We start from the raw sequence: 20,006 nt of genomic DNA, 5'->3' as shown, positions 1-20,006 counted from the left end.
GTTGTTAATTGGGTACTTTAGATGTTGCAGGTGGGCAGGTATACTCTGCAGTCACTTTGTTTTCCGCATCTACTGCCTGTAGTATAACGGGAAATTTCCATAAGCTATGGAGATGTTTTAGCACATCCGCAGTTGTCTCTCCCAAAGGTACTCGATTTTGCTGGGTATACCTTAAGGTTAATGAACGATCTCCCTGCAGATCTACTGAGTAAACCTGGATATCCGGCTCTAAATAACCTAAATTATATTGTTTGGATAAAGCCTCTCGTATTTGTTGATAACCGGGTTCATTGTGAATTGCATGCACATAAAGTTCGGGGCTACGGTCATCATCTACTATATGGAATAACTTTAAGTCTCGTATCAGTTTTGGAGACAGATACTGAGCGATAAAACTTTCATCTTTATAATTTCTCATTGCGGTATCCAAACTGGTAAGCCAATCAGTGTTGGCCAGATAAGGAAACCATTTTTTATCTTCTTCTGTCGGATTTTCACAAATTCGTTTGATATCCTGCATCATATGGTAACCCAAGGTATAGGGGTTAATACCATTGTAATAGGGACTGTTATACGCTGGTTGCATAATCACGTTGGTATGGCTTTGTAGAATTTCCAGCATAAACTCATCAGTAACCAAACCTTCGTCATATAAGGCATGTAAAATGGTATAATGCCAAAAACAGGCCCAACCTTCATTCATGACTTTGGTTTGTCCTTGAGGGTAAAAATATTGGGCGAGTTTTCTCACTATCCGTACAATTTCTCTTTGCCAAGGTTCTAATAAGGGCGCATTTTTTTCGATAAAATATAAAATATTTTCCTGCGGTTCCTCTGGAAATCGTTTCTTCTGTCCATTTTCATCGATTTGTTTACTGTGAGGGATGGTTCGCCATAACTCATTAACCTGGGACTGCATGTAAATTTCCCGGTTTTGTTGACGAATTTTCTCTTCCTGAATGGACAATGCGGTAGGATGTTTGTACCGATCTACACCATAGTTCATTAAGGCATGACAGGCGTCAATAACCGCCTCAACCTCATCAATTCCATGACGCTCTTCACAATCACTGATGTATTTTTTAGCGAAGACCAAATAATCAATAATGGCATCAGCGGATGTCCACATTTTAAATAAGTAATTATTTTTAAAGAACGAATTGTGTCCATAACACGCATGGGCAATTACCAGAGCCTGCATCGCCATGGTATTTTCTTCCATGAGATAGGAGATACAAGGATTGGAGTTAATCACCAGTTCATAGGCAAGCCCCATTTGTCCACGTTTGTAACTTTTTTCAACGCCTACAAAATGTTTACCAAAGGACCAGTGATGATAGCCTATAGGCATACCTACTGAAGCGTAAGCATCCATCATTTGTTCTGCAGTAATAATCTCAATCTGGTTAGGATAAGTATCCAGGTTAAAGCTTTTGGCGATTCGAGCAATTTCTCGGTCGTAAGCCTGTATTAACTCAAAAGTCCATTCTGCACCAGTTGATAAAGGCTTTTTTTTCATGCAGTTTTCCTCTTAAATAATTCGCGAAATACTGGATAAATATCGGCTACGTTATCAATATTTTCCATCGCAAAGTTTGGGTATCGCTCTTTCACTTGTTGGTATACTTCCCAGAGACTTTGATGATGCCGAGGCATAATTTCAATATAAGCAAAATACTGCAGTAAGGGCATAATTTTTTCCTGCAGTAACTCCTGGCAATAGGGTGAATCCGCATTCCAGTTGTCGCCATCAGAAGCTTGCGCCACATAGATGTTCCATGCCTGAGGAGGGTAACGTGCCTCTATTATGGTATTTAATAACTCCAGGGCGCTGGAAACTACCGTACCCCCTGTTTCACGAGAGTAAAAAAACTCTTCTTCATTGACTTCTTTTGCTGAAGTATGGTGACGAATAAAAACCAATTCAATTTTTTCATAATTTTTGGTGAGAAACATATACAGCAAAATAAAGAACCGTTTTGCTATGTCCTTTTTTGCTTCATCCATTGATCCTGATACGTCCATCACACAAAACATGACGGCCTGGGTAGACGGGGCGGCGATACGGACGCGATGATTATAGCGGAGATCAATGGTGTCTATAAAAGGCACTGTTTGTATCTTTTTCTTGTAAAATTCGATGTCTCTTTCCAGTCTTGATAGCTCAACTGCATCAGGATTGGAGAGTTCTTTAAGGCGAGCCAGTTCTTCTTCTGTTTCTCTCAGTTGTCTTTTATAGGGTGAAGCCAGGGCAACTCGTCGTCCAGTAGCCTGTTTCATTGAGCGTAGCACGTTGATATTATTAGGAATACCACTGGTAGTCACTCCAGCTCTGACGGTTTTATACGTGCTGATGCGCGCCAGTTCTTTTTTTACCAAATCAGGCAATTCCAAATCTTCAAAATAGAGCTCTAAAAATTCTTCACGAGAGAGTTCAAAAACGAAATTGTCCTCTCCTTCACCGCTATCGCTGGCATTACCTCCATCTCCTCCTGATCCACCGCCATTAGGTCTTTTTATACGGTCTCCGGTAATAAAATTATCATTACCCGGCAAAACTCGTTCTATATGCCCCCCTTGGCCACGATGGAACATGGGTTCAGATATATCCTTGGCCGGAATGGTAATTTGTTCACCCTGGTCGATTTCAGTAATACTTCGCTTACCAACGGCGTCGGACACGGCTCGTTTAATTTGATTTTTGTAGCGGCGTAAAAAGCGTTGGCGGTTAACCGTACTTTTTTTGCCGGCATTTTGTCGTCTATCAATCAGTTGCGACATAATAGTTGCTCCACACCTTGCACAGGGTAAGGTTTATTTTGGTCAAGGTTGAGGGAGATTGTGTTCTCTTGTCGCCTGGGTAAATTGTTACTCAGGAAGCCCAACCTTGACTGTTTTCATAACATTTAAGTTATGGTTTAGACCCTTATTGCGATTTACGTACCCGTAAGTACCACTCACAAAGTAACCGAACTTGTTTTCGTGTGTAGCCTTTTTCTACCATGCGAGAAATAAACTCCTCATGTTTTTTCTTATCGTCTTCAGATGCTTTTGCATTGAATGAAATAACCGGTAACAAATCCTCGGTATTGGTAAACATTTTTTTCTCAATGACCGATTTTAATTTCTCATAACTGTTCCATACCGGATTCTTGCCTCTATTATTGGCTCTTGCTCTCAATACGAAATTGACTACTTCGTTACGGAAATCTTTAGGATTGGAAATACCAGCCGGTTTTTCAATTTTTTCCAGTTCAAGGTTTAATAATCCTCTATCAAATATCTCGCCTGTATCCGGATCTCTGTAATCTTGATCTTGTATCCAGAAGTCCGCATAAGTGATGTAGCGATCGAAAATGTTCTGTCCGTATTCAGAATAAGATTCGAGATAAGCTGTTTGTATTTCTTTACCAATAAATTCAACGTACTTGGCCGCTAAATATTCTTTAATGAAGCTCAGGTAGATTTCGTGAACTTCTTGCGGAAATTGCTCTTGTTCAATTTGCCGTTCCAGTACGTACATCAAATGAACCGGGTTCGCAGCAATTTCACTGTGATCAAAATTGAATACTTTGGACAGTATTTTAAAGGCAAAACGAGTGGAAATTCCGCTCATTCCTTCATCGACACCGGCAAAGTCACGATATTCCTGATAGGATTTTGCCTTTGGATCGGTGTCTTTTAAACTTTCACCGTTATATACACGCATTTTAGAGTAAATGCTTGAATTTTGTGGTTCTTTCAATCGGGTTAATACGGAAAATTGTGCCAGCATGTCTAAAGTACCAGGTGCGCAATGTGCTTTGGCCAGCGAGCTGTTGTCTATAAGTTTTTGATAAATTTTTATTTCTTCTGAGACACGCAGACAATAGGGAACCTTGACTATATTGATTCTATCGATAAAGGCTTCATTATTTTTATTATTTCTGAAGGTTTGCCATTCGGATTCGTTTGAGTGAGCCAGAATTATCCCTTCAAACGGTATGGCGGATAATCCTTCTGTTGCATTGTAATTGCCTTCCTGAGTCGCGGTTAATAAGGGATGCAGAACTTTGATAGGGGCTTTGAACATTTCAACGAATTCTAATAAACCGCGGTTAGCCCGGCAAAGTCCACCAGAATAACTGTATGCATCCGGGTCATCCTGAGAGAATTCTTCGAGTTTACGGATGTCTACTTTACCCACCAACGAAGATATATCCTGATTGTTTTCATCACCCGGCTCTGTTTTGGCAACAGCAATCTGTTTCAGACGGGAAGGTTTAATTTTAATTACTCTGAATTTACTAATGTCTCCATTAAATTCCTGCAATCGTTTAACCGCCCAGGGAGACATCAGATAGCGTAAGTATCGGGTAGGGATACCAAAACGCTCGTTAAGTAATTCACCATCTTCCTGTGGGTTAAACAAGGAAAGTGGTGATTCAAATACGGGAGAGCCTTTGATGGCATAGAAAGGAGTTTTTTCCATTAAATCTTTTAATTTTTCAGCAATAGAGGATTTACCGCCACCGACAGGACCGAGCAGATATAGAACCTGTTTTGTTTCTTCAAGCCCTTGAGCCGCGTGTTTTAAGAAACCAACGATCTGTTCTATGGGTTCTTCCATTCCATAAAATTCTTTGAATACAGCATATTGATGAATTATTTTATTGGAGAATATTCGCGATAATATTGGGTCGTGCCGAGTATCAATCAATTCGGGTTCACCAATGGCCATAAGTAAACGTTCTGCCGGGTTGGCATATGCTGAAGGATCCGTTTTGCATAACTCCAGGTACTCGTCCAGACTCATATCCTCTTCTTTGTTATCAACAAAGCGTTTGGTATAGCCGGCTAAAAAATCGTGTGTATTCATGTGCCATCCCCTTTTACTTATCCTTGTTCAGGATATAACGTGATTCTTTATTATTATATTTTGCATTTTTTTCTTATCGCTGGTAAAACCAACAAATAACTTCTTTTATTTCTTAGTATAGTAGACTAAACAAATTAATTTGATACATAAATCAATAAACTATATGTTTTTTTTATAGGAATGCAATGACCATGCCAGACACTACCATTTACTTGAAAAATTACCAAGCCCCTTCTTTTACAGTTGGTACTGTAGATTTAAATTTTGATTTATATGATGACCATGCTTTAGTTAAAAGTAGAGTGACATTAAATCGCCAGCATAAAGGCGCCCTGGTGTTGTATGGTGATGAATTAGAACTTGTTCAGATACAGATGAACGGCAGGTTGCTTGAACCATCTGACTACACCTTGGATGATGACGTATTGAGTATTGACCAGTGTCCAGATGAAATAACTCTTGAGATAGTGACAAGAATTCAACCTCAAAATAATACCAAATTATCAGGGCTTTATCGTTCAAATCATTTATTTTGTACTCAATGTGAAGCGGAAGGGTTTAGACGCATTACCTATTTTCCAGACCGGCCAGATGTATTAGCAACCTACACTACCACGATATCTGCCGATAAAAAGCAGTATCCAGTTTTATTATCCAATGGAAATTTAGTGGATTCTGGCTCAACACCTGATGGTCGTCATTGGGTTGTCTGGCAGGATCCGTTCAAGAAGCCTTCTTATCTGTTTGCTTTGGTGGCCGGTGATTTAGCATGTATTCGTGATGAATTTATCACTTGTTCTGGTCGAAATGTGGATTTGCGTATTTATGTTGAACCAGGGAATGAAGATAAATGCGCTCATGCCATGGAATCATTGAAGAAATCGATGAAATGGGATGAAGAAGTCTATGGCCGAGAATATGATCTGGATATTTTTATGATAGTCGCGGTAAGCGATTTCAATATGGGTGCCATGGAAAATAAAGGATTAAATATCTTTAATTCAAAATACATTCTTGCTCGGCCAGATACAGCAACAGATCAAGATTTTGCCGATGTTGAGGGAGTTGTTGCCCATGAATATTTCCATAATTGGACAGGGAACCGGGTGACGTGTAGAGACTGGTTTCAATTAAGTTTAAAGGAAGGATTAACGGTATTTCGTGATCAGGAATTTTCCCGTGATATGAATTCAAGGGATGTCAACCGAATTATGGATGTAAAAGCATTACGCAGCCAACAATTTCCTGAGGATGCAGGAAGTATGGCACATCCTGTAAGACCGGAGTCGTATCAGGAAATCAATAATTTTTATACAGCAACCATTTACAATAAAGGAGCGGAAGTCATTCGCATGCAGCACACTCTGTTAGGAAAGGAAGGGTATCGGCGCGGCATGGATCTTTATTTTAAACGACATGATGGTCAGGCGGTTACTATAGATGATTTTGTTTCAGCTATGGAAGATGCGAATGGCGTCAATCTGACTCAATTTAAACGCTGGTACAGTCAAGCCGGTACTCCTGAAGTCCTGGTTCAATCCGATTACACTAATGGACGTTTAACATTGACTATGCAGCAAAGTTGTCAACCGACACCAGACTGTCATGATAAAAAACCATTTCATATTCCCATTAGGATTGCATTATTTGATTCAAAAGGTCACATGTTGCCTGTCGATAATGATATTTTAGAACTGAAAGAAAGTGAGCAGAGTTTTGTGTTCGCTGGCTTAAGTGAAAAACCGGTTGTTTCATTATTACGTGAGTTTTCAGCTCCCATCCGTTTAAAGGATGAATTGACTCAGGACGATTTATTATTTCTGTTACGATATGAGACAGATGGCTATGCCAAGTGGGATGCCGCACAACGCTTGGTATTAAATTGTATTAATGACTGTTTAAATCAGCCATCAACTCAATGGCATATTCCTGAGGCTTTGATATCCGCATTTGAGCATGTATTACTTGATGAATCACTGGATGCTGATTTGCGAGCTGAATTATTAACTCCTCCTGGCTTTGAAGAAGTTGCGTCCTCTTTGAAACGGGTTGATGTCAGTCTGGTAGAAGCCGTGCGCGATCATTTTCGCAAACAGCTGGGCATTCGTTTATATGATTCTTTGCTTCAGGTTTATAAGCAGTTATGGCAAGCAGAAGATCATCAAATGTATGGTCAGGCTTATGGACGAAGAAAATTACGCAATGTATGCTTGTGGCTGTTGATGAAAGCGAATGAACAAGCCAATCTGGAATCCTGTAAACAACAATTTGCTTTAGCCAAAACAATGACGGATCAAATTGCTGGTTTTGCTTTATTGGTGAATTCTGCTGATGAGGATAGCCGGGTCAAGGCTATTGATGATTTTTATCAGCAATGGTCTCAGGATGAACTCGTACTGGACAAATGGTTTGCTTTACAGGCTGCCTCAGAATTACCTGAAGCGCTAAGTCATGTCAAACAATTATTGAACCATCCGGCATTCAGTATTAAAAATCCCAATAAAGTACGCTCAGTTATAGGGGCATTCTGTATGGCCAATCCTCGTAATTTCCATGCGGTTGATGGAAGTGGTTATCAATTTTTGAGCGAGATGTTATTGACCGTCGATAAATTAAATCCTCAAATCGCTGCTCGCCTGGCAACGCCGTTCACCCGTTGGCAACGTTATGATCAATCAAGACAAGCATTAATGAAAAATCAACTTGAGCAGTTGGCAAAGCATGATTTATCTCGTGACTTGCGTGAAGTAGTGGACAAGAGTTTGGTCATCGGCTGAAGATTGTAGGCTTACAGGGAGGTATACAGGCTCAATTGAAACGCATCAGTTGAGCCTGTTGAGTACCCTTTATTTTGGGCCCTCTTGTCTATTTTCTACAGTAGCGTCCTTTTCACCGGACGTTTGTGGAGAAGCTGTTCTGAACAGAGGAGGACTGAACATCGGTTCCGGATCTTGCTTTGATCGATCTGTAATTGAGTGGGATCTGGATTGGGATGCCTCGTTACTATCTGATTTTAATGAAGGTTCTTGATGGTTGACCGTATCATCACTCCAAAAAAGGCGACCTAACCCTACTGCTGCAGATGATAATAATGCGCCAATTCCGGCACCCACCAACGAGCCGACCAGAGCGCCAACTACTGGAAACGCAAAAAAGCCAATGAGTCCGCCAATCAGTGCCCCGATTCCAGTCGATCCTGCGATACTGCCTGCTTCAATGCCAATTCGAACCCCAGAAGGCAGATTTGCGCTCTGGGTTTTTTTATCTTCTGGATCTGGAACACCTGTTTCAAGTTCCCTTTTAATTTCTACTTCAGGTGTTATCTTGCCATTTGCCGGGGTATCGGTATGAGCTAGAGGTGAAGAATCCTGTTTCACAGGTGGTGTAGGTATCGGTAGTATAGGTGATTTAGTCTGTTCCTGTGTGTTGGTTGTCACATCATTAGAAACTATAGGCTCTATATGCGATTGACTAACTCTTGGACCTTCCAGTATCAGCTGGATTTCATCACGAGTGGCCAATCTGAGTACATCATCTTGATTTCCTAAATTATCAAGAGTTTCAATTAAATTTTTATTATAGGAACCTTTAGGTGCGCCCAGCTCTTGCATTTTTTTGTGACTGTGCGCGCAGGTAAAATCGCCACAGGAATAGGCATCTCCTTGTGGGTGTTTGGGACCAGAATATTTTATGCTGATTAATTCTCTGTGTATGCCACATTGCTCCAACAATTTCAGTGTATAGTCTTTGATTGCTGATGCGCCTGAACCGCCATAAGGGTCGAATAATTCAAGCTCGTACAGTACTTCATCTTCTGATGGTTTGGTTAAGTACGCTCCACGCCAGTGTCCTGGACCAATAGGAATAATAATGTGCTGAATATTTTCATTGAAAATCTCACTTGCCAGAACATCTTGAATGGCTAAAGCTGAGCTTTGATCATAGCGATTAAGTACCGCCATAACTGAAATATTGCCAGTCGATTTGGGCATCAATAAAGTCATGTCATGATCTTGCATTTGATCTCTGGCGGAGCGAAGATGCAGTCCTGATTGATCGAAACGTCCTTGATTACTGTGTCTTTTTCTATTCGTTTGCGAATGGGTCTCCATGATATTAATAACTGCTCCGTAAATCAGGTTTGATGCTCCAGAAATATCATCATTTTTCTCTGATTTAGCCTGTTTAATTTGATCAATTAAATAATCAGTAATAGCCTTATCTTGAAGATGTAAGGCTATATCATCATCAGCGGCAAAATCATTAATGAGACTCAGTAGCTGTTTGTCTGTTTCATTTAACCGATCCTCGTATACACGCACCAGAGAGTTATAACTCTCACGTTTTATTTTATCGCTTAATGCCATCAGGCTACTCCGTTTAAATATTCATTTTGATCAATAATTAGATTATATGCATAAAATACTTAAGAAAAAATGAAGTCCTCCTGTACTTTCATTATTAGACGGTTGATTACGTGATTTATGCTTCTGACTTGGTAAAATGACATAAATCAGGTATATCTTTAACAAAGCTTTTGACTAATGTCTACATAAAATGATCATTATTTTCAATAATTGATTAATCTGTTCTATGGCTTAAATAAATACATGTTTGGCGTTAAAAATTATGAGGGAATTAATCAGACTTGCATTTGCTTCAATCGTTTTACCTGGAAACTTCTTCCATTATAATTAAATATTGAATGATCTCTTTATTTGTTTCATCACGTAATGGTGAAAAAATTACTGAGAGCTGCTGATATTCACCCTTTTTAGTTTTGATTAACATGGTTCCACGCCATTCTTTCCCTTTGGCTAAATGTTCTAAAACAGATTTATAATGTTTTATAGGGGTTTTTTCTGATTGTAAGGTTAGGAAGTTTTGGCCGATAATTTCGCGATAATTATAACCTGTTTTCTCACTTACTCGTTCATTAACGTAGTCAATTGTGCCCGCTTTATCAGTTATTATAATTAATACTGGACTTTGGTCCAAAGCACGAGTTAATTTTCTTATAGTCGATTCCGCACGTTTCTGCTCTGATATATCTCTAACGATAGCCAAGATAAATTGTTCACCCATAGTACTAAACATACTCAATCGAACATCTACAGGAAAGGTTGTTCCATCTTTTCTTCTGTGCAGGCCTTCCAAATTTAAAGGTCCATAAGATAATTTTATTATATTTTGTTTGATTGTTTCTTTATTAATGGCAATCTCAATTTCCCATGCATAAGAATTAATGAGTTCTTTACGAGAATAACCTAAAGTGATGCATGCTTCATTGTTCACATCCAGAATAACTCCATTTAAATTATGTATAAAAATGGCATCTGTTGTAGCATTCATGAAATTTTGATAACGCTCTTCACTTGTGATCAACTGATAAAGTAATTGTTGCTGATTAGGTAGATTCATTTTATTGGACATGGTTTAAATCAGCCTTCACTAATATACCATTATTAATAATAGGCTTTTGTATGCATTTGTTCAAATTACGAACATAATTTGGGTGTGTCAGGTATATTTATTTCAAATTTTTTGTATCCAGAAGTATTTTATATCTGGCCATGTTGATCATTTGTTGCCCATGAATTATATTAAGCCTTATTTTAAAATTCAGAACTAATTCCAAATGACTCGTCCAACCTCTTCAGAACCCTCATACTTCAAAAAATCTTTTCAACTTCTAACGGACTATTTTCTAAATTCAAATGAACAATGGAAGGCCTGGGCTTTATTTTCTGGTTGCGTTCTAAGTACTTTAGCAATGATTGGTCTTGGTTTTGTGCTAGGAGGGTGGTTTTTTCCCTTTATTTACGGTGCGTTTATAGTTAAAGATACCGCACTTCTGTTATTTGGATTAGGGGCTGGTTTTTTAATTTCTGGTACGATGGCTGGTTTTAATTATTTAACGAATTATTTAAAAAATGAATTGTATGTTAGTTGGCGCTCCTGGTTAACTAAAAAAATGATTAATCAATACTTGAATAGTAAGACGAATTATCTGGAAATCTCACGAATCTATAACGATATTGATAATCCGGAACAGCGTATTCAAGAAGATATTGATAAAGTGGTTGAATCCTCTCTGGATTTATTTTTAGGTTTTATCGATAACTTTTCCAATCTTGTCGTTTATACCGTACTTTTAATTTTAGCCGGTGGCTCACTATCCTTTGTGCTCTTTGGGAGTACCCTGGTAATTCCCGGATTTTTAGTATTTGTGGCACTGGGAGTGGGTATTGTAACTTCTCTTGTTGGTTATTTTATCAACAGGTCATTACGTGCGTCGACAAATGAAGAAACGATTGCGCAGTCCAATTTACGAGCTGATTTACAGCATATTAAAATGTTTTCTGAAGAGATAGCAATTGAACATGCGGAGCAGTATTACCAAAATCGATTGGAACAAGAGGTCGATGAATTAAATAAAAAAACAGCAAAACGCTTATCGATTCAAAATGACACCACATCGTTTAATGTATTTAATGGAACATTTCAAGCCATTGTCCCTATTATAGCTGCAGCACCTTTATATTTCTCGGATCTGATCACCCTGGATGTATTTTATTCTGTAGGGTATTATTTTGCCATGATGACGCGTTCATTAAACTGGTTCATCAACTCCTTTGAGACGATTAATAAATTCCAGACCAGCCTGAGCCGTATTATAATTTTGCAGAATGCTCTGGATAAAAATAATGAGGGTGAATCCACTAAAAAAATTATTCGTACTGTAGCGCATCATGATAACAGTCTTGTGGTAAAAAAACTGGAGCTTAATTTACACGGGAGTAATGAGTTAGTCATAAAGGGCCTTAATTTACACTTTACTCCAGGTGTTCATACCTTGATTCAAGCACCTTCTGGTGCTGGAAAGAGCAGTCTTTTTAAAGCAATAGCAGGTACCTGGTTATCTGGAGAGGGCGAAGTAATTATTCCCAATAGCCTGGAATCTGTTTATTTTTTACCGCAAAAACCCACTCTTCCCAATGATACTTTAAGAAAGGTACTCGCGTATCCAGATGCCAACTGCCCTTATTCTGATAATGAATTAATTTCAGCATTAAAAGCCGTCAATATGGAAGCGCTAGCAGACAAATTAGATAAACAAATTGGCTTTAAATCACTGGGTGAGCAACAACGAATCGCTTTTGCTCGTGTATTATTAAGGAAGCCTGACTGGATATTTTTGGATGAAGCTACGGCTTCTTTGGATGAAGAAGTAGAAGAACAGGTTTATTGCCGTCTCAAGGAACTTCTTCCTAAAACCACCATCATTAGCATCGCACACCGATCTACAGTGAGGCGACATCACGATAATGTTTTATTTTTTAATGTGAATGATAAGAAAGAGGTTCAGGTTCAAGAAGAACATGGATTATCGATCAATAGTAATTCAGCATCGGGTTTTTAACTAGGGTTACTTTTCGGAAGCCTTAACAAAAAGTTGCCGAAGGGTGCTATTCTTTAGCACTAAAAATATAATGTGAATAAACCGTACTATAAGGTCCAAAAATGGTTCAACGTTTTGCAGTTATAGGAAATCCAGTCGAGCACAGTTTATCGCCATTGATCCACCAACAATTTGCGCAACAAATGAATATCCCCCTGACTTATGAAAAAATTAAAGGAGATGATCATTCATTTGAACAACAGGTACTCGAGTTCTTTAACCAGGGAGGTAAAGGACTTAATGTGACTCTGCCTTATAAACAAAGAGCGTTTGAGTTGGCAAAAGTGCATACTCCTCGTTGTACATTAGCAGGCGCTGCAAATACCTTATGGATGAAGGATGCTATTCTGTATGCGGATAATACTGATGGAATCGGTCTGATTTGTGATTTAACCCGTATGTTCGAATTGCAGAACAAAAATATATTAATTCTAGGTTCTGGAGGGGCGACCCGAGGTATTCTTTATCCTTTATTGGAAATGAAACCTGATTCATTAACTGTTGCCAATCGTACCGTTGAAAAAGCTGAAGAACTGCAGAAGGCTTTTCCGCAAATCAGAATTACTGGTCTCGATAGGGTGCATGGGGTTTTTGATTTGATTATTAATGCAACCTCGGCCAGCCTTGAGGGGCATACTCTGGCTTTGCCAGAAGAGATTATGAGATCCAGGCCCTTATGTTATGACCTGGCTTATAATCAAAAAGGCGTGACTCCATTTGTTCTTTATGCAAGAGCTCTTGGCTGTCAGGCTGTTGATGGTTTGGGTATGTTGGTTGAGCAGGCGGCAGAGGCTTTTTATATCTGGAATGGAGAGAAGCCATTAACCGCACCGGTCATAGAGTTTTTGCGTCCTGACTAATTAAAAAAGGCGGTCACTTCATCAGCAGAAGCAATCGTGTCCTGATAACCTAATTCAAGCAGCACACGAGTAAATTCCTTTTCAAAAAGTAAAAAGCTCAATAAATCACCTGAATGACTCTTTGCGCCCAGAATATTTAACAGGTAGCGTAGCAAAGCCGGCATACTTTGAAAGTGTTCTTGTGCTACTGAGGCCATGTCTCTGCTTGGGCGAAGATGCAGGGTTGTTATTGGCCGCCATGGTGATCTGCGTTTTTTCCACATGGACAGAAGAGTTGCTATTTCATTCATACGATTGACCATCTCAATATCTCGATCAAGATTGTCCAGGAACAACCCATTCATCATATTTCCCAAGATATGTGCGAATGCAATATCTCCATTTCGTAGCGTTTCAGGATCTGTGAATTCAGGTAGTTCTCTTGTTCCCAAGATCATGATTCTATCGACATGAGATCGTATCGCTCCTCTAAGCGGAGTACCAAGTCCCACACTTCCATCACCGTAATGAAATCCATCAAGATGAATCGGAGGAAAGAATAGAGGCAATGCACTGGATGCTAGAATATGCTGGGCGTTAATCGTGGCTCGTTGGCTGCTGTGACGTGGGTAATTCCAATCTTCAAAGTCAGGTTGATAATGATCATAAAACGAAATGGTTTGGTGTGTTTCATAGCGTGCGGTTAATACCTCGAAGGTATCCAGATGACCTGCAGCAATATTTTGCTCAATACGAGAGAAATCTATTGTCTCATCAAGAAATTGTCTCAGTGGGGAGGTATCCAGCAGGTGGCCTGCCTGGCGTTGTTTTATTATCAAGGTGCTCAGGTTCCGCATTACGGATTTGCCTAATTCATAATTACTGGCTTTATATATTTGTTGGCAATGAATTTCGCCCCATATAGATTCCAGTTTATCCAGCCCTGCAGGAAAGTCATCTGCATTTTCTACAAGTACGGCTGCATTGATACTGCCGACGCTAACTCCGCTCACCATATCAAAGGGAAGAGTTTTGGCTTGCAGTATATGACCAATAGCCTTAAGAACGCCTGCCTGATATGCGCCTCGAGCACCACCACCTGCTAGATAAAGGGCTTTTTTAACCATCGTGATTTTTTTTTATTTATTATATTTGAAAATATAGCTGATTTTAATGAAAATTTCCAAGGAAGAAAAAGGGACGTCATCTTTTCTTAAGAATTAATTGTTATATTAATTATAAAGATGCTTCATTTGTTGAGTTGGAATATGGGACTTGATAGTGATGTAAAGGATGATGAACCGGATAAAAACAGGGACATTGAGCTTTTGAAAGCGATGCAAGCTCCTGTTGAGTACCAATTGGTGCCCCTAACGAAAAAATCACTGTTCAGAGCGGCGGCAGCCCGTATTCCCTGGCTATCAAAGTTGTCGTTAAAAGTTGATGATGCAGCGGATACAGCAATAAAGATAGGTGAGCGTGTCAGTAATGTGAATGATTCTTTTGGTAATGAATCGATCGCGCACGGATTTCATTACGCAGTGCTTGTCATGGCGGCCCTTGATTTTGTGCGTATCCCTTTAATCTATCTTGCAGCTTATCTTTTAGATGAAAAAATACCCTTTAAAATGAGTAATAACACTCGATGGATTTATTCCGCTTTTCTTTTAGGCCTCACCATAACTGCCTTGGCTGCTCCCGTGACCGCTCCAGTAATAGGTTTTATCGGAGCAGGTACTGGTTTGGTTTTTGGTACCGTTTTATTGGCTCGAACTCTTTATACTCGATATCAGTTGGGTAAGGAACGAAAGTTTTTACAAGGAGAAATTGCCAAAGCAGAAGAGCTCATGAAATTGCTTCAGGATGAAGCTAGAGAGTTGGAACATAAATTGGCTACATCCACCGGAGATGAATTTATTGCATTGGAAATTAAGGGATTAGAAGAGCGTTACGACGCACAAAAATCATTGATTTATGAATTGAAAAATAAAGAGTTGCATATAGAACAAAAAATAGAGCGTGTCGGTATGATGCGTGTTTTGGATAAAAGTATTGGTGTCGGTTTAACCTCATTATCCATCATTGGACTTGTGGTCACATTATTTTTTCCGCCTGTAGGTGCATGGATACTTGCAGGAGCTGCAATTGCAGGTGGCGTTTATCTTACTGGAAGATTATTGACTCCGGTAGTTAAACTTTTTGGCAATTGGTTATTGAATAAATTTAAATCGCCTACCGAATCAGTTGAAACGGAATCTAAAGAAGATTTAGCACATGACAATACTTTAGAAGAGCAAAAAGAAGATCTAATGGAGAATACCTCGGGATTAAAACTAGCAGTGTCTAATGTAATTGTGCCTGATAGTCAATCGAATATGAGCCAGGTTACTCATGGAGAAATTCTTGATGAAGCTGTTCCTGAAATCGACAGTATTCACCATACAGATTCTCAAAAAATGGAGTCCGAGCATGGTGAAACGATCCACCAAGTAGATTCTACCGCACTTGTTTTGGTTGGTTTAATGGGAAAGAAAGCCGTTATAGAATATTCAGAGCATTTACATGCACATCCCCATGAAGTGAATAATGAATCAGAACTGGATACTGATTTTTTAATTGCAAAACCAACGCCAACGCCAAAGCCAGAGCCAGAAGTAATCGCGGAAGCAGAAGTTGACGACGGCGAAGATGAAGGGGAAAGTGAAGCTGTTGGAGAACATCCTTAACCTAAAATGACTTACGCCCCCCCTCTCTCTTTGTTAAATGGATTTTTTTATTCGACCATTTCGTCTATCTAGGGGCAGTTGACATTTCCTATTTCGACGTCCTTCGATGTTGGAAATAAATAGATGAATGATCAACACACCCTAAGCTCCCTCATTATAAAAATCTTTTGCCTCGCCATTCGGTTATTTTTGTAAGTCATATCTAACTAAATTTATCTTTGAAACTCCGTTGCAAAAAGTAAAAAATTCCTATAATTTAAAAATTTACCCTCCTTAAGGAATAAAAATTCATGCTGAATTTATTTCGTGAACAACCGCGTGCATTTCACATGATTTTTATGTTGGAATTGTGGGAGAGGTTTGGATTTTATACAGTCCAGGGCATACTCACTCTCTATTTCATCCGATATTTAGGTTATAACGATATGGTTTCTTACTATACGTTCGGAGCCTTTTCTGCCTTGGTTTACGGCATGGTTGTTATCGGCGGATATATGGGGGACAGGGTACTTGGTACCAAGAGAACAATAGTGCTGGGTTTGGTTGTTCTGGTTGCGGGATATTTCTCTCTGGCATTTACTGATAAAGAGCATGTTTTTCTGGCCTTGGGATTGATTTGTGTGGGTAACGGTTTGTTTAAAGCAAATCCATCAAATTTACTCTCAAAATGTTATGAGGAGAATGACCCTCGTTTACATGGCGGATTCACCCTTTATTATATGGCTATTAATTTAGGCAGCATGGTTGCTTTGATAGTTGGGCCTACCATTTCCAGTCGATATGGCTATTCCTATGCCTACTTAATCAGTGCAATAGGTCTGATTTTGGGGCTCGTTAATTATTGGTTTCAACATCATCATGTTTCTCATATAAATACTGAAGCTGATATGCGTAGGATTACTTTTTGGCATTGGTTCTTAATCCTTATGGGTATAGCACTCTTCACTGAGATAGCCGCTTATTTACTCCAGCATGTGATGATTGCCAAAAACCTGTTGTGGTGTATCACGATACTGGTCGTTGCAGCATATGGCTTGATGATGAGAAAGGAAAATCGAGCCACATTCATGAAAATGTTAGTCGCTCTTGCGTTAATGGTAGAGGCAGTCATTTTCTTTACTTTATACCAACAAATGCCCACATCCCTCAATTTATTTGCAGTAAACAATGTGATTCCAAATGTTATGGGAATAACTTTTGATGCTCAAAGCTTTCAGGCACTTAACCCCATTTGGATTGTGTTGATGAGTCCAGTATTAGCTTATGTTTATGGCAAATTGCATCGCAAGGGAATTTTGTTTTCAATTCCTTACAAATTTGCTCTGGGAATGACTATGTGTGCTGTCAGCTTTTTAATGCTCTATTTTGCTCGTTATTTTTATACGGGAAATGGCATGGTATCTTCATGGTGGCTCATTTTTAGTTATTTATTTCAAAGTCTTGGTGAGTTACTGGTTTCGGCTCTTGGCGTTGCTATGGTTGCCGAGCTGGTGCCTGCACAAATCGTTGGTTTTGTTATGGGCATGTGGTTTTTGACTTCTTCAGTAGCCGGATTTATCGGGGCTTACGTGGCTTCATATACCGCGCTTCCTGAGCATATTAAACCCGGTGTTGAATCACTTTTTATTTATACTAATGTATTTGCCTGTATTGGTATCGTAACGTTCATAATAGCTTTGGTTATGTGGTTCCTATCACCACGGTTAAGCCGATATATTGCTACAAACAGCACAGGTTCGAAACATGAAATAGAATCAGTTGAATTCTCTACTACGTATATCCCCAGCCATTAGACACAGTAACAGTTCGCTCTCCACACACCTGACTTGCCGCGGATTTGTCCGCGGTATTCCGGTCGCAATAGCTCATAAAAATAATAACTCAATAAACGAGTCCTATTCTAGAGCCTGTATTTCAGCATATTAAATTCAAATTTCACCAATAAGTTGTTATTATACTGCTCACTTAATGTTTATTTAATTATAATTGGTTAAAATATCATCATTAGAAGGGTGTCACTTGAAGGCAATATCAATTAATACTACCTCTTATTAAAATTTCAAATTTAAAAGAGTAAGGAGCGGGGATGGGGGTACAGGTTGAACTAAGTGAAAATTCTCAGAAATTGATGAAGGAGTTTATAGATTCTTATGGACCTGAAGCGGTAAGCCCAGAGTATTTGGTTTCGCCAGTAGACGCTGTACAATTGATTAGCTGGTTAGCTGATAAAATCAATCTCCCTGAGACTATTTCTAAAAGTAATAAAGAAAAAATTGATTTCATCCTGGCTTCTTTGCGAGCGGAATTATTAAAAGATTTATTGGCAGCCATGCCAGGAACAAATTCCTACGTAAAAAAAATGGATCCTCCCCCCTCATCAAGTAATCAAAACAAATTTATTCTTTTGGCAATTGCCGGGACTTTATTAGCAGCTTGTGAAGGCTTTGATAGTATTGCCTCTTTAATGTCGGTATTATCATTTCCTTCTATAGCCATACTTGCTGTTGGCGTTGTTTTTTCTGCTTTATCCATTGTCGTTTTTTATGGATTTGATCTCGTCCAGGTCTCTCAGAATTTAGGCATAAAATTAAGAGATGCACCTAAATTATTAGATATCTATCTGTCACAAATGGATGAAATTAAATCGATTAGAAGAACAATAGAATCTTATGACCTTGCACAATTGACCGCGCAAGAATTAGAAACTTATGAACTCACAATTTCCATGCTGCAAACGCGGTTAAAAGCTGTTGCGCAGGCGAGTAAGCAATTTGAAAAAGCATTGAACAGCGAGAATATGAAACTAGCCGAAACCATTGTTTCCTGGGTTGCCGGGTTATTATTTTTTGGTAGCGGATATTTTGCAGGCCAGTCAGTTGCTGTATTTGTTTTGAGTTTGTTTATGACCGCAGTGACACCTGCTTTTTTTCCAATAGTTTTGTTTGGTTTAGGTATTGGTTTAGCTGCATTTGGTCTTTATTGGAATGTAGAGCGTGTTGGTGTAAAAAAGCTTATCAGTACATGGTTTGGCCTTGATGAAGAAAAAATTGAAAAATTATGTGATTCTGAAAATCTGGCAAATCAAGAAAGAAAACTTGAGAATTTACAGAAACAGGTATCAAGTACCAAGTCTTTAATCACTGAGGTATCTGAATTACAAAAAACCAGGAGCAGTTCAGCACTTAAGGAAATCAGTAATCCTGAGGAATCCTCAAGTGCTTATGAAGGTAAATCACCGGTAATTAAAACCAGTACTAATATTTACTCATTTCATCTTAACCTTTCAACACAGGAGAGTGACAATACTGCGGTGGATTATGATAAAGTTTCTGGTTGTAGTCGCAATTAGAGTCGAGACGATCCAGTCCATAATTGATGTTTGCTAAATGCAGCGGCATGTAGACTAACAATGAATTTCCTTGTAAATAATCAGGGTTTGTAGATAAGTAAAATTCATGCAGTACATCTGTTTCATCAATCGTGAAATTGCTTTGACTTCTAAGAGGGACCAACGGGGAGTTAATCACCAGTGGATGAGAATTGGTTGCAATCCAGCCGTACTGTTTCTTGAAGGCATTAATTAGGTTGAGTATTTGCTCAGGAACTCTTTGAGACGGTTTGGGGTAAATAGAATCACTAAGCTGATAAATAAAATCATAGGTTAGCGGATTATTTGCAAACGCCAGATAGATAATTTCTTCCTGGGGATTCTCCAGTTTTTCTTTTATTGCCTGAGTCAGACCTGCGCTCTCTATAGTTGGACGCACTTTATAATGTGGACTCAGGTAAATATAAGCGGAGTATACTATGACTTGTTTTTTACTCAGATCGACACCTTGTCTGTAGGTACGTGAAAATCCGGCAATTTCCTTATTGATACCGTAAAGTACGGTTACTTCACCATCTGTTTCAGGTTGTAAAATTAGACGCTCGAATTCATCATGATCTGCAAGGTGATACGACTTCGCAAGAAAACGGTATAACTCATTACTTAGTTGCATTGGCGTGGTGTTCTGAGTTTCAACTACATAGGAATCAATTGCTATCACATCTTGAGTTTTCATTGTTCTCTCCATTGAACATCCCGACTCACTTTTTCGCATCAATTTATCCATAAATTT

Annotated in this window: 13 protein-coding genes; 6 read left to right on the top strand and 7 right to left on the bottom strand. The window is 39.0% G+C overall.

All coding sequences use genetic code 11. The annotated features are described in order from the left end of the window. Positions 1-4: 4 nt before the first annotated feature. The 3 genes from Lqua_RS08450 to Lqua_RS08440 form a co-directional block, all read right to left on the bottom strand. Positions 5-1,519: a SpoVR family protein gene (locus tag Lqua_RS08450; RefSeq protein WP_058473844.1), complete on the bottom strand. Its 1,515-nt coding sequence runs from the start codon at positions 1,517-1,519 to the stop codon at positions 5-7. Next, on the bottom strand, positions 1,516-2,781 hold the full coding sequence (locus Lqua_RS08445; RefSeq protein WP_058473843.1) for a YeaH/YhbH family protein: 1,266 nt from the start codon (positions 2,779-2,781) through the stop codon (positions 1,516-1,518). Before Lqua_RS08445 ends, Lqua_RS08450 begins: the two co-directional genes overlap by 4 nt. A 145-nt stretch (positions 2,782-2,926) precedes the next feature. After that, on the bottom strand, positions 2,927-4,858 hold the full coding sequence (locus tag Lqua_RS08440) for a PrkA family serine protein kinase (protein ID WP_058473842.1): 1,932 nt from the start codon (positions 4,856-4,858) through the stop codon (positions 2,927-2,929). 191 nt (positions 4,859-5,049) lie between these two features. On the opposite strand from Lqua_RS08440, the gene pepN reads away from it, so the two are divergent. Beyond that, positions 5,050-7,635 (top strand): aminopeptidase N, encoded by a 2,586-nt coding sequence (pepN, locus tag Lqua_RS08435; RefSeq protein WP_058473955.1) that lies wholly within the window; start codon positions 5,050-5,052, stop codon positions 7,633-7,635. A gap of 69 nt (positions 7,636-7,704) precedes the next feature. Here pepN and Lqua_RS08430 read toward each other — a convergent pair whose 3' ends face one another. Next, positions 7,705-9,225, bottom strand: a complete 1,521-nt coding sequence (locus Lqua_RS08430) for a hypothetical protein (RefSeq protein WP_058473841.1) — start codon at positions 9,223-9,225, stop codon at positions 7,705-7,707. 301 nt (positions 9,226-9,526) lie between these two features. Further along, positions 9,527-10,291 (bottom strand): PAS domain-containing protein, encoded by a 765-nt coding sequence (locus Lqua_RS08425; RefSeq protein ID WP_058473840.1) that lies wholly within the window; start codon positions 10,289-10,291, stop codon positions 9,527-9,529. A 205-nt stretch (positions 10,292-10,496) separates the two neighbouring features. On the opposite strand from Lqua_RS08425, the gene Lqua_RS08420 reads away from it, so the two are divergent. Both Lqua_RS08420 and aroE read left to right on the top strand, forming a co-directional pair. Next, complete coding sequence (locus Lqua_RS08420) at positions 10,497-12,281, top strand: ABC transporter ATP-binding protein/permease (RefSeq protein ID WP_058473839.1); 1,785 nt, start codon at positions 10,497-10,499, stop codon at positions 12,279-12,281. A 101-nt stretch (positions 12,282-12,382) separates the two neighbouring features. Continuing rightward, entirely contained in the window at positions 12,383-13,180 is a 798-nt protein-coding gene (gene aroE, locus Lqua_RS08415) for a shikimate dehydrogenase (protein ID WP_058473838.1), read from the top strand. Here aroE and Lqua_RS08410 read toward each other — a convergent pair. Further along, on the bottom strand, positions 13,177-14,286 hold the full coding sequence (locus Lqua_RS08410) for a patatin-like phospholipase family protein (protein ID WP_058473837.1): 1,110 nt from the start codon (positions 14,284-14,286) through the stop codon (positions 13,177-13,179). The genes aroE and Lqua_RS08410 overlap by 4 nt on opposite strands. Positions 14,287-14,427: 141 nt before the next feature. On the opposite strand from Lqua_RS08410, the gene Lqua_RS08405 reads away from it, so the two are divergent. The 3 genes from Lqua_RS08405 (at position 14,428) to Lqua_RS08395 (ending at position 19,234) form a co-directional block, all read left to right on the top strand. Further along, the gene (locus Lqua_RS08405; protein WP_058473836.1) at positions 14,428-15,885 is read left to right on the top strand and encodes a hypothetical protein; all 1,458 of its coding nucleotides are present in this window, start codon (positions 14,428-14,430) and stop codon (positions 15,883-15,885) included. A 290-nt stretch (positions 15,886-16,175) separates the two neighbouring features. Beyond that, on the top strand, positions 16,176-17,678 hold the full coding sequence (locus Lqua_RS08400; RefSeq protein WP_058473835.1) for an oligopeptide:H+ symporter: 1,503 nt from the start codon (positions 16,176-16,178) through the stop codon (positions 17,676-17,678). 293 nt (positions 17,679-17,971) lie between these two features. Beyond that, entirely contained in the window at positions 17,972-19,234 is a 1,263-nt protein-coding gene (locus tag Lqua_RS08395; RefSeq protein ID WP_058473834.1) for a TraB/GumN family protein, read from the top strand. Here the strand turns inward: Lqua_RS08395 and Lqua_RS08390 are convergent. Continuing rightward, entirely contained in the window at positions 19,161-19,949 is a 789-nt protein-coding gene (locus Lqua_RS08390) for a hypothetical protein (protein WP_058473833.1), read from the bottom strand. The two genes, Lqua_RS08395 and Lqua_RS08390, sit on opposite strands and share 74 nt — an antisense overlap. Between the last annotated feature and the right edge of the window lie 57 nt (positions 19,950-20,006).

This window comes from Legionella quateirensis, from assembly GCF_001467955.1.
In the GTDB taxonomy this organism is placed as follows: Bacteria; Pseudomonadota; Gammaproteobacteria; order Legionellales; family Legionellaceae; genus Legionella; species Legionella quateirensis.
The sequence above is the reverse complement of the archived record's forward strand: the minus strand, read 5'-3'. Positions and strand labels throughout refer to the sequence as shown.

Coding starts and splice junctions, on each gene's coding strand:
- Lqua_RS08450 (WP_058473844.1), bottom strand. CDS start 1,519: ATGAAAAAAAAGCCTTTATCAACTGGTGCAGAATGGACTTTTGAGTTA.
- Lqua_RS08445 (WP_058473843.1), bottom strand. CDS start 2,781: ATGTCGCAACTGATTGATAGACGACAAAATGCCGGCAAAAAAAGTACG.
- Lqua_RS08440 (WP_058473842.1), bottom strand. CDS start 4,858: ATGAATACACACGATTTTTTAGCCGGCTATACCAAACGCTTTGTTGAT.
- pepN (WP_058473955.1), top strand. CDS start 5,050: ATGCCAGACACTACCATTTACTTGAAAAATTACCAAGCCCCTTCTTTT.
- Lqua_RS08430 (WP_058473841.1), bottom strand. CDS start 9,225: ATGGCATTAAGCGATAAAATAAAACGTGAGAGTTATAACTCTCTGGTG.
- Lqua_RS08425 (WP_058473840.1), bottom strand. CDS start 10,291: ATGTCCAATAAAATGAATCTACCTAATCAGCAACAATTACTTTATCAG.
- Lqua_RS08420 (WP_058473839.1), top strand. CDS start 10,497: ATGACTCGTCCAACCTCTTCAGAACCCTCATACTTCAAAAAATCTTTT.
- aroE (WP_058473838.1), top strand. CDS start 12,383: ATGGTTCAACGTTTTGCAGTTATAGGAAATCCAGTCGAGCACAGTTTA.
- Lqua_RS08410 (WP_058473837.1), bottom strand. CDS start 14,286: ATGGTTAAAAAAGCCCTTTATCTAGCAGGTGGTGGTGCTCGAGGCGCA.
- Lqua_RS08405 (WP_058473836.1), top strand. CDS start 14,428: ATGGGACTTGATAGTGATGTAAAGGATGATGAACCGGATAAAAACAGG.
- Lqua_RS08400 (WP_058473835.1), top strand. CDS start 16,176: ATGCTGAATTTATTTCGTGAACAACCGCGTGCATTTCACATGATTTTT.
- Lqua_RS08395 (WP_058473834.1), top strand. CDS start 17,972: ATGGGGGTACAGGTTGAACTAAGTGAAAATTCTCAGAAATTGATGAAG.
- Lqua_RS08390 (WP_058473833.1), bottom strand. CDS start 19,949: ATGAAAACTCAAGATGTGATAGCAATTGATTCCTATGTAGTTGAAACT.